11 protein-coding genes are annotated in these 10,898 nt (G+C 61.4%); 2 read left to right on the top strand and 9 right to left on the bottom strand.

The genetic code is table 11. From position 1 onward, the window contains the following. The 8 genes from RBB42_RS21170 to RBB42_RS21135 all read right to left on the bottom strand — a co-directional run. A partial coding sequence (locus RBB42_RS21170; protein WP_305971610.1) for a PfkB family carbohydrate kinase occupies positions 1–299 on the bottom strand: 299 nt, incomplete at its 3' end. Then, on the bottom strand, positions 292–1,284 hold the full coding sequence (iolG, locus tag RBB42_RS21165; RefSeq protein WP_305971609.1) for an inositol 2-dehydrogenase: 993 nt from the start codon (positions 1,282–1,284) through the stop codon (positions 292–294). The genes RBB42_RS21170 and iolG, both read right to left, overlap by 8 nt. Positions 1,285–1,306: 22 nt before the next feature. Further along, positions 1,307–2,080 (bottom strand): TIM barrel protein, encoded by a 774-nt coding sequence (locus RBB42_RS21160; protein ID WP_305971608.1) that lies wholly within the window; start codon positions 2,078–2,080, stop codon positions 1,307–1,309. Between the two features lies 1 nt (position 2,081). Continuing rightward, positions 2,082–3,041: a sugar phosphate isomerase/epimerase family protein gene (locus tag RBB42_RS21155; RefSeq protein WP_305971607.1), complete on the bottom strand. Its 960-nt coding sequence runs from the start codon at positions 3,039–3,041 to the stop codon at positions 2,082–2,084. Then, positions 3,038–4,063 carry a Gfo/Idh/MocA family oxidoreductase gene (locus RBB42_RS21150; protein WP_305971606.1) on the bottom strand — a complete coding sequence of 342 codons (1,026 nt, stop codon included), beginning with the start codon at positions 4,061–4,063 and terminating at the stop codon, positions 3,038–3,040. Before RBB42_RS21150 ends, RBB42_RS21155 begins: the two co-directional genes overlap by 4 nt. A gap of 95 nt (positions 4,064–4,158) precedes the next feature. Beyond that, positions 4,159–4,983 carry an ATP-binding cassette domain-containing protein gene (locus RBB42_RS21145; protein WP_305971605.1) on the bottom strand — a complete coding sequence of 275 codons (825 nt, stop codon included), beginning with the start codon at positions 4,981–4,983 and terminating at the stop codon, positions 4,159–4,161. Positions 4,984–4,994: 11 nt separating this feature from the next. Next, positions 4,995–6,050, bottom strand: a complete 1,056-nt coding sequence (locus RBB42_RS21140) for an ABC transporter permease (RefSeq protein WP_305971604.1) — start codon at positions 6,048–6,050, stop codon at positions 4,995–4,997. A gap of 98 nt (positions 6,051–6,148) precedes the next feature. After that, complete coding sequence (locus RBB42_RS21135; protein ID WP_305971603.1) at positions 6,149–7,108, bottom strand: substrate-binding domain-containing protein; 960 nt, start codon at positions 7,106–7,108, stop codon at positions 6,149–6,151. A gap of 395 nt (positions 7,109–7,503) precedes the next feature. On the opposite strand from RBB42_RS21135, the gene RBB42_RS21130 reads away from it, so the two are divergent. After that, entirely contained in the window at positions 7,504–8,571 is a 1,068-nt protein-coding gene (locus RBB42_RS21130) for a LacI family DNA-binding transcriptional regulator (protein ID WP_371931810.1), read from the top strand. A gap of 34 nt (positions 8,572–8,605) precedes the next feature. Here the strand turns inward: RBB42_RS21130 and RBB42_RS21125 are convergent, their stop codons facing one another. Further along, positions 8,606–9,661: a LacI family DNA-binding transcriptional regulator gene (locus RBB42_RS21125; RefSeq protein WP_305971601.1), complete on the bottom strand. Its 1,056-nt coding sequence runs from the start codon at positions 9,659–9,661 to the stop codon at positions 8,606–8,608. 208 nt (positions 9,662–9,869) lie between these two features. Between RBB42_RS21125 and RBB42_RS21120 the strand changes: the two genes are divergently transcribed. Beyond that, positions 9,870–10,895: a sterol desaturase family protein gene (locus RBB42_RS21120; protein WP_305971600.1), complete on the top strand. Its 1,026-nt coding sequence runs from the start codon at positions 9,870–9,872 to the stop codon at positions 10,893–10,895. The last annotated feature ends 3 nt before the right edge of the window (positions 10,896–10,898 follow it).

Raw genomic sequence — 10,898 nt, 5'->3', positions numbered from 1 at the left:
TGATCCCGGATGCCGAGAAGAACCAGCGCGGTCAGCCGGTCGGGGTCCACCTTCACGCCTTCCGTGCTGACGCCTTCACGCGCAAGCTGTTCGGTGATGAAGCGGCCCATGTGCTCATCCCCGACCCCGGTGATCACCGCCGATTTCAACCCAAGACGCGCCGTCCCGCAGGCGATATTGGTGGGCGATCCACCAATATACTTGTCAAAGGACCCCATATCCTCCAGCCGCCCGCCAATCTGGGCACCGTAGAGGTCGACCGAGGAACGGCCTATCGTGATCAGGTCAAGGTCAGACATCGGACAGCCTCACCGGTTGGCCCGACTTTGCGGATTGCGTGGCGGCCTCTGCCATGGCCAGCGCGGCCACGCCATCGTCCAGCGTCACCGGCATCGCACCACCCGCCTTGTAGGCCGCGACAAAGGCGTTCCACTCGGCGGCATAGGCCGGCATGTAGCGTTCGAGGAAGAACAGCACCGGCTTGGCGCTGGTCACGCCATTCGCGGTCGACTTCATCACGAGGTTTTCCATCAGGTTGCCGACCTGCAGCATCCCTTCCGACCCCTGCACCTCGACCCGCTGGTCGCCATAACCGGCGCGGCGGGTGTTGCGGATGGTCGCGATCCGGCCATCGGCATAGGTCAGCGTCACGGCAGCTGTGTCGAAATCGCCCGCCTCGCCAATCGCCGGATCGACCAGGCAAGAGCCCACGGCCGAGACCGTGACCGGTGCTGTGCCCATCATGAAGTTGGCCATGTCAAAATCATGGATCATCATGTCGCGAAAGATGCCGCCCGAGACCTTGATATAGGCAAGCGGCGGCGGCGCCGGGTCATAGGAGGTGATGGCCAGCATCTCGGCCTTGCCGATCTCACCCGCGTCCAGCGCCTGTTTGACGGCGGCAAAGTTCGGATCGAACCGGCGGTTGAAGCCGATCATGACCGGCTTGCCCGATTGGGCCGCGTTGGCTTGGCATTGGCGCGCGCGCTCAAGCGACAGATCGACGGGCTTTTCGCAAAGCACGGCCTTGCCCGCCGCCGCAGCCTGTTCGATCAGGTTCGAATGGGTGTCGGTCGAGGTGGCAATAAGCACCACGTTGATCGATGGATCGGCAATGATCTCATCCGTTGTACGCGCGACAGAACCATATTGCGCCGCCAGCTTTTCGGCGTTTTCGGGGTAATAGTCCGACACGGCGGTTAGCGTGCTGTCCGGGTTGGAGGTGATGGCAGTGGCGTGGACACCGGCGATGCGGCCTGCGCCCAGAAGTCCGACGTTGATCATGGCAGAGTCTTTCTATGAGGGGTCAAAGGGTAAAGGCAGCGCGGAAGGCTTCGACAGCCGCGTCAGAGTCGCCCTTGGCATTGGCTTCCATCCCGACAGGGCCGTCATAGCCCATGTCGGCCAGCGCGCGGGCGATGCCCGGATAGTTGATTTCACCGGTGCCCGGTTCGCAGCGGCCCGGATTGTCAGCCACCTGCACCTCGCCGATCCATGGCAGGCAAGCCTGACACCAACGGACAAGGTCGCCCTCGCCGATCTGGGTGTGGTAGAGGTCAAGGTTGATGCGCAACTGCGGGCGGTTGACGGCAGAGACCAGCGACAGCACCGCCTCGGTGGAGCCGAAGGGACAGCCCGGGTGATCCAGCGGGTTGAGGTTTTCCAGCGTGAAGGTCACGCCCTCTTCCTCTGCCATGTCGCAGATCCGGTGCAGGGTATCGCGCGCGCGCAGTTCCATGCCGGGCGCAAAGGTGCCGTGCTGCGGGATCGGGATGCCGCCGTCGCCAAGGCCGGTGCCGTGCAGGTTCAGCCGATGCACGCCCAGCCGCTTGCCCACCTGCGCGGTTTCCCGCGCCGATTTCAGCAGCATGTCCGCGCCTGCCGCATCGGTCAGCCGTCCCTGCAGGTAGCCGTTCATGATGGTGAAGGTGGCACCAGTTTTCTCCAGCGCGTCCAGATCCCATTCCGGCCAGTTCCAGAGGCCGACGCCCAGGCCCATCTCCTTGAGGCGCGCGGCGCGCCAGTGGATCGGTTTGTCGGCCCAGAGCATCTCGGCGCAGGCCGCGAGTTGAAAAGCCATGTCAGATATCCTGTGGTTTGTAGTCCGCCGGGGCGGAAGGCATCACGTTTTGCAGCAGCGTTACGGATTTCTCCAACCCTTCCAGAGAGTTGAGCAAAACATCCTCATGTTCGATCGACAGCCAGCCGTCGTAGCCGGCCATCTTCAGCCGGTAGCAGAACTGCCGCCACCATTCCTCGCCGTGGCCGAAACCCAGCGTTATGTAGGACCAACTGCGGGCCGGGATGTCCATCAACGATCCGTTTTCCAAGAGCGAGGTCGTCGCCTGCACCGGCGCGTTCAGCATCGTGTCCTTGGCGTGCACATGATAGATCGCCTCGCCCAGGGCCTCTGCCGCCACCAGCGGATCAGCACCCATCCAGAAAAGATGCGACGGGTCGAGGTTTGCCCCGATGACGGGCCCGACCGCGTCGCGCAGTTTCCACAGGGAGGGCACGTTGTAGACACACTGGTTGCCGTGCAGTTCGAGCGCGATGCGCTCGACGCCATTGTCGCGGGCCAGCGCCGCGATCTCTGTCCAGAAGGGGATCAGCTTCTCTTCCCACTGGTATTTCAGGATGTCCTGCGTTTCCGGCGGCCAGGAGGAGACCACCCAATTGGGCATGGTGTCCGAGGCCGAGCCAGCGGGCAGACCGGACATGGTGCAGACCGTCTTGATGCCCATCTGACCTGCGACACGGATGGTGTCGCGCAGACCCTCTGCCTGTACTGGATCGGTCGGGTGCAGCGGATTGCCATTGGCGTTCAGGCTGATGATCTCCAGCCCGTGATCCTTGAACCGGGCGCGGAAATCCTTTTGCGCCTGCGCATCGCCCAGCATGGCCTTTAGGTCGAAATGCGGCGCGGTGGACCAGCCGCATGTGTTCACCTCGATGCCCTGAACGCCCATGCGCTGCGCGTTCTGCAGGACCTCTTGCAGGCTCATGCCACCGAGGCTGTCGGAAACAAAGCCGAGTTTCATGCCGCTTTTCCTTGTTTGGTAGAATAGAACCCCGGCCTGGCGATCATCTCGACCTTTGCCTTCTGGCCGCTTTCCAGTGCCTTCGCACCGGTTTCGGCCACCACGGCGGCGCAGTAGCCGTCCCAGCAATCGGACGCGATCTCGGGGAATTCGCCCGTCTCGACAAAGCGCTGGAAGGCGCGGTTCTGCTGTACGTAGGCGTCGTGATAACGGCCGCGCCAGTCGGTGTCGTAGCGGGTCGCCGAGGCCAGCTTCATATCGGTTCGGCTGTAGGCCACGTTGTTCGTCGCGATCGACCCGGTCTCACCCACCAGTTCGGCGCGTACGTCATAACCATAGTCGGCGTTGTTGTTGATCTCGATGGTCACCAGCTGACCGCCATCGGTTTCCAGAACCATCACCACCGGCGCGACCTTGTCGTCCGAGCGTTTGGGCTGCATCGCGGTGACGCTGGTGAATTCACATCCCAACACATGGCGCACCACGTCGAATTCATGCGGGGCGGAATTGGTGATCGCCATCGCGCCGGTAAAGTCGGACGCCGGCGTTTCCACGTTGCGGTGAAAGTTGTGCATCATCAGGGGGCGGCCCAGCGTGCCGTCCTGCAGGGCCTGCCGCATCTCGGCATAGGCCCGGTCATAGCGGCGCATGAAGCCCAGCATGACCCGGCGCGCGCCTGCCGCCATCTCGGCCTCGATCACCTCAAGACATTCGGCGGGCTTCTGCGACAGCGGTTTTTCGCAAAGCACGCTCTTGCCCGCAGCGATACAGGCCTTGGACAGGGGCGCATGGGTGAAGTCGGGGCTGGCAATGATCACGGCATCCACATCCGCGCGGTTGATCACGGCGTTCGGATCATTGGCCACATCCTGCGCGCCCAAGGTGTCCGCGAGGCTCTTGGCACGGGCCCTGTCCATATCGCAGATCACCTGCAACGTCGCGCCGGGCAGATCCTGGGCCACGATCTTCGCGTGGTCCGCGCCCATCAATCCGGCCCCGATAACGGCAAGTCTTATCGTCACGGCAAATCTCCTCCCAGGGGGCTGGCCGTCTGGCCGCCCCGGTTTGCGTCACAAGTGTTCGAGGGATGGACGGGGTAGGCCCCCGTCCAGTCAGGTCAGGCCGCAGGCTGCGGCGGATGGCCGTCGTGAGTTTCCATGTAGCCCTCGATATTGGCTTCGAGGTCTGCCATGCTTTCCCCGCCTGCCATCAGGTCGGCGATTTCTTCGCGGGTCTTGTCGCCCTTGCGGAAATCGGCGGCGATTGCGCCCCGGATCAGGACGGCAAAGTGATCGCCCACGGCCATGGCGTGCATCACCTGGTGGGTGATGAAGATCACGGCCAGACCGCGCTTCTTGGCCTCGTTCACGATGCGCAGCACGTGGGCGGCCTGCTTGACCCCCAGCGCGGCGGTCGGCTCATCAAGGATCAGCACGCGGGCGCCGAAATACACCGCACGGGCGATGGCCAGCGACTGACGCTCGCCACCCGACAGGCCACCAACCAGACGGTCGCCGTCGGTGATGCGGGTGATGCCCATCTTCTGGACCTCTTCCACCGCGATCCGGTTGGCCTTGGCGCGGTCGAAGACCTTGAACGGACCGACGCCCTTGGTCGGTTCCATCCCCATGAAGAAGTTGCGCCCGACGGACATCAGCGGATAGGTCCCGCCAAACTGGTGCACCGTGGCGATCCCCCGGCCCTGCGCATCTCGCGGGCTGGAGAACGACGTCGGCGTGCCATCCATCAGGATTTCGCCGCGCGTCGGCTGGTGCACCCCGGCGAGGGTCTTGATCAGGGTCGACTTGCCGGCGCCGTTGTCCCCCAGCAGGCAGAGCACTTCGCCCTCGCCCACCTTCAGGCTGATTTCGTGGAGCACGTCGATCGGGCCAAAGCTCTTGTCGACCTTGCGGAGTTCGAGGACGGGTTTCTTGTCGGACATGGTCTCTCTCCTCACTTCTTCTTCGAGGTCGACCAGCTGGTCGCCAAATTGCGGAAGGTGTCATTCATCAGAACCGCGATCAGAAGCATCACACCGATGATGAGGAACGACAGGTTGCGGTCGATCTCTGTAAAGCCGATGGCCTGCGTTACGATGGACAGGGTCAGCACACCAAAGACGATGCCCATCACGGTGCCAAACCCGCCCGTCAGCAGCACACCGCCGACCACGACCGAGATGATGGTGTTGAAGATCAGGCCAAAGTTCGCCTGGCTGGTGGCCGAGTTGAACGTGATCACCTGAAGCGCCCCGGCGAAGGCCGCGCAGGTCGAGCACAGCATGAACAGGCTGATCTTCAGCTTGCGCACCGGGATACCGGCGTTTCGCGCGCTTTCCTGATCACCGCCAAGAGCGAAGACCCAGGACCCCTTGGGCGACTTGTGCAGGAAGAAGTAGAACGCCGCCACCAGCGCCAGCCACCAGAAGACCGACGAGTTGAAACCGTAGACCTTGCCGCCGAAGAGCGATTTGGCCCAGTCCGGCGCATGGTAGAAGGAGTTGGTGTTGTTGATGAACAGGATCGACAGGTACAGCGTCAGACCGGCAACCGCAAAGAGCGTGGCCAAAGTCACGATGAAAGACGGCACTTCGGTCCGCGTCACGATGAACCCGTTGATGAACCCGACCAGCGCGCCGACGCTCAGTGCCGCCAGAATGCCGACGAGAACCGGCAGGTCATAGTGGCCGGACACGATTGCCACCGTCATGGCGCCCGCGGGCAGCACCGCGCCGGTGGAAATGTCGAGCTCGCCCGCGATCATCAGAAAGCCGACGGGAATGGCAATGATTCCGACCAGCGAGGCAAAGTTCACCCAGGTGGTCACCCCGGGGATGGACAGGAAATTGCGGCTGAAGCCGAAAATTGCGAAGACACAGAAGACAACGACAAAGCCCATGAGAGCCCCTGCTGCCGGGCTGCGCAGAAAATCACCGAAGGAAAAGCCCGCCGACATTTCTTCGGCTTTTGGCGTTTCCCCCGAACCAGTGGTGGAAGACGTATCGGTCATTTGGGCAGGCTCCTGATGGAATGCGGCTCGAACCCGGTCGCGGGTGAGCTTGGGTGACCCGGCCATTGACCGGCCGGGTCCGGTTTGTGGGTGACGGCTTAGCGCGCGCCCAGCTTCACGCCGGCAATGGCGGTCGCGACGTTCGAAGAGTCGACGATGGCCGGGCCGGTCAGGACCGGCTTGGTCGCCAGCTCGGTGCCGAACTTCAGGTTGGAGAACAGCATCGAGGTCGCCAGGAAGCCTTGCAGGTAGGGCTGCTGGTCGATGGCCATGGTCTGGGTGCCGCCTTCGATGCGGTTCAGGACGGAAGCCGACAGGTCAAAGGTGCCCAGCATGACGCTGTCGGTCTTGCCCAGCTGCTCCAGCGCCGAAGCGGAGGCATCCGCAGCCCAGGCCGCCAGGTTGATAACCGCGTCGATGTCGCCATCTGCAATCAGCTCTGCCTTGATGGCTTCGGAAGTGCCGATCATGTCACCGTCGAGGTTGGCGGGAACACGCACGATGTAGACCTCAGCACCGGCGTCCTTGGCTCCGTCCTCGACACCCTTGCAGCGGGTTTCAAGGTTGATCGCGCCGGGGATCTGGATGTGGCACATGATCTTCTTGGCGCCTTTTTCAGCCATGTACTTGCCGCCCGCGACACCGGCCAGATACTCGTCAGAGCCGAAGTAGTTGAGCGAGTCGTACTTGTCCATTTCGCCCTGACCTGCGTTGTAAGAGATGATCTTGACGCCTTTTTCCGCCGCAGCCTGCAGCGCCGGCGTTTCGGATTCGGGGATCCAGTTCGGGATCGCGATGCCGTCTGCGCCCTGCGCAACGGCCTGTTCGATCAGGGTCACGAGGTCGGGGCCGAAGTTGTCGTAGTTCTGGGTCAGCAGGTAGTTGACGGTGCCGCCATTGGCCTCGACCACCAGTGTCGCGTCATCAACGCCCTTCTTGACCAGGTTCCAGAAGCCATCCTGGGCCGATCCGCCGATCACGGCGATGTCCTGCGCATAGGCGCCGGTGGACATCACTGCGGCGATGGCCGTAGCTGCGATGGTTTTGGTGAGTTTCATGTCGATTTCCTCCCTTGGATACGGCCGCACCTCTGCGGCCCGACATCAGTCGACCGGCGTGCCAACGCGACGCGGACACGGTCAATTCGATTTGCATGTGTGGACGGCGTTCGAAGCGACACCTCCCCGGTGCGCAATGAACGATGACGGCGTGTCCTCCCGAGTGCCGACGCTAGGTTAACTACCTGAATCGTCATTTCGAGAGAACGAAGTTGCGCGCCAATTCTTGATGCGTTTTCCATCATATGGCGACCAGAAAGTTAATAACGCTTTGATAAACCGAATAAAACAGTCAAATTTGCCGCTTTCGCGTGTTTCTGATGTAAATAACATCATGACGAAGCCACGGGTGCCTACGGTCAACCAAACCGGATTGTGTATGTTACCCACAGGCAGTGGTGCCCGCTCCATCTCGACGACCAGGGAGGAACAATTTGGAAGACGTGCGAAAAAAACTGCCCTGGCGAGGGCCGACAGTCAGTGAAATCGCCAAGGTTGCCGGTGTGGGATCTGCAACGGTGGACCGGGTTCTGAACAACCGCCCCGGTGTCAGCGAAAAGACCCGGCAGCGGGTCCAGAATGCCTTTGAGAAACTCGCTACCGAACGTGGCGCTGTTGAACGCCTGCTGAACCTAAAGCTTTATTGCGATTCAGGCGCGTCCTTCAACGGGTTGATGGAAGCGGCGGTGGACCGGATCAATCGCACCCTCCCCGGGATTCAGATCGATGGTCACTATGTATCGACCCACCAGATGGATCCGATGCCCTTTGCCCGCAAGATCGAGGACGAAGGCTTTGACGCGGACGGGGTGATCGTCATTGCGCGTGAACACCCCGCGATCAACCGCGCGGTGCGCAAACTGGTCGGCAGCGACCGTCCGGTCGTGACCCTGACAACGGATCTGCCCTCGTCGCGACGCTCGGCCTATATCGGCAATAACCAATACGCGGCGGGCAGCGTGGCAGCCCAGTTGATTGGCCAGATCCTGCCGGAGAAGCGCAACAACATCCTCTTGATGATGAGCGTGCCGTTCCGATCCCAACAGGAACGCGAGATGGGTTTCCGCCGTGTCCTGCGTAGCGAATTCCCCTACCTCAAGATCGAAGAGCGCGTGACCTCGGACGACAGCACCGAAACCACACGCGAACAGCTTGCGGCCTATATCGACACACATGGCTGTCCGGCGGCCATCTACAATGTTGCCGGGGCCAACCGTGGCGTCGCCGAAGCGTTGGAGGCCTTTGAAAAGACTCATGAGACGATCTTTGTCGGCCACGAACTGACGCCCTATACCCGGGCGCTGCTGGAAAGCGGCGTCATGGACTACGTCATTTCGCACGACTTCGTCGCCGAGGTGACAACGGCGGCAGAGTGGCTACGCAGCCATGTCGGCGGCACCGAAATTTCGGAGCCCGCAGAGACGCAGATTTCGATCCACACCCGGTACAATTGCGGTCCCTGATGTTTGTAAAGGCAGGTGCAAGGCGAGGGTGACATCAGTTTGGCGGCACATCCGGCAGGTTCTGCGGCCCATACAAAACGATCGGAACATCGGACACATAGGGCGGTAGCGCGCGCACGGCGCCTTCGAATCCATAGTGGTGCATCACCACTTCCAGTGCGTATTGCGCCTGCAATTCGGGGCTCTGATCGATTGCCAGGGTCATCCGCCCGTCCCGCAGGCAGTGCCAAGTGAAATTCGTGAGTTCATGGCCCAGAAAGAGCGGTCGCCTGGGCAGTAAGTTGGCCGCTATCGCCGCGATCACTCCCCGGTTTGCGCCACCGGCATTGTAGATCCCGACAGTTTCCGGGTGACGGCGCAACGTCTCTTTCAACTTTATCTCTGACAACAAGGGGTCATCCCCGCCACGGACGATTTCCGCCAACTTCAAGCCAAGGTCGTCGGCCTCCAATTGCTCGGCAAAGCCGCGAATGCGTTCGGCATGGGCCTGAAATCCCTCGTCGTGACAGAGCACGATAACTTTTCCCAACCCATCCAGGCGTGGAGCCATCCGGGCGAGGAAAAAAGCCGCCGAGCGCCCGGCCTTGACGTGATCGGTTCCGGCATAAGCAAGCCGGGCCGAGCCGGGAACGTCCGAAATCAATGTCACGACGGGGCAATCGCGGCGTGCCAGCGTGTCGATGGCCTGATGGACGAACGCGTGATCGGGCGCGCAAATAGCCACCGCGTCATAGGCCCCACGCAGCATCGCCTTGGCGACGGATTCGGGGTCTTCCCGGTCAAGCAAGGTCCGTTGAATGTAAAGGCCCTCTTCGCAGCGCTGGCTGAGCCGTCCGACCTCCGTGGCCATGCGTTTCAGCAGCGGCCGCTCCGTCCGCGACAGGATGAAGTTGATCCGAACGGTGCGACGATAGGCAGATGGCAGAATGCGCCGCAGCCCAAGCTCCCGGGCCGCCTCGATCACCCGTTTGCGCACCGAGTCGCTGACATTGCCGCGTTCGTTCAGCACCCGGTCCACGGTCGCGCTTCCGACACCTGCCTTGGTGGCAACATCCTGCAACGTGACTTTGCCAGAAGCTTCTTTTGCCATTGTCTCAGTGCTTTGCCTGCGCATCGCCGCTGCGCTGATTGAAATCAATCAACACGCTCTGCGACAGGCTGTCAATTGGTGGTGTATGCATCCCTTGGGCGTCGGTCACGCCCCGGAAATTCATCCGATCTATCTGATCAAGGCTCACCCTTTCACAGCGGCCCGTCTAATGCGGCGCCACGCTTTGGGGCGAAGAGTGGGGAAGAACATGGACGACACACTATACGGAACCCGCGACAAGCGCGGCAACTGGGCGCCGAACGAGGCCCTGAAAGTGGCCCCTTTCTGGGAGGGCCGATTCAACAAGGTTGGGCATTACCTGTTCGAGTTGATCTGGCCGTGGAATGCCTTTCACATGGCCACAGCGCTGCTCTATTGGGTCTTTGTCATTCCCGACGTCGCAACGCTGCAGACGCTGTCCTGGGGCTGGGCCCTGTGGCTGCTGGTTGTGAACATGGTCGGCATCTTCGCGATGTATGGCGCCATTGAGCTCTTTTACTACGTGCGGCGCAAGCAGGGCACACGGTTCAAGTTCAACCACAAGTTCCCGTCTGAAAACCCGTCTGACATCTTCTGGTTCCAGAGCCAGAACCTCGACAACTTCCTGCGCTCGTTCCTTGTGGGCATCCCGATCTGGACGATGATCGAGGTGCTGATGCTCTGGGCCTTCGCCAACGGCTACCATGTCTTTGGCTGGCTGGATTGGCAGGACAACTGGCTGTGGCTGACGCTGCTGATCTTCCTCGTGCCGGCGATCCACGAGATCCACTTCTTCTGCATTCATCGGCTGATCCATTCGCCGTTTCTGTACAAACACATCCATTCGGTTCACCACAACTCGATCAACCCGTCGCCCTGGTCTTCGCTGTCCATGCATCCGGTCGAGCATCTGCTCTATTTCGCCGAGATCGTCTGGCATTTCATCATCCCGTCGAACCCGATCGTGATGATGTTCAACAGCCATATCGTCGGCTACGGCGCGATCAACGGGCATATCGGCTTCGACAAGCTTGAACTGACGGACGAAACCGCGCTCGATAGCCACGCCTACGGCCACTACCTGCACCACAAGTATTTCGAGGTGAACTATGGCGCCGACGGCATCGTGCCGCTGGATAAATGGTTCGGCTATTGGCACGACGGCTCAAAAGAGGCGGACGAGGCGATGAAGGCCCGCTTTCGCGCCAAGAAAGAGCGCATGAACGCCAAGAAGGCCGGTGCTCCGGCAGCCTGAAAA

Source organism: Mameliella sp. MMSF_3455, assembly GCF_030733205.1.
Taxonomy (GTDB): Bacteria; Pseudomonadota; Alphaproteobacteria; order Rhodobacterales; family Rhodobacteraceae; genus Antarctobacter.
Note: the sequence above shows the minus strand (reverse complement) of the source record. Positions and strands in the feature narration are given on the sequence as shown.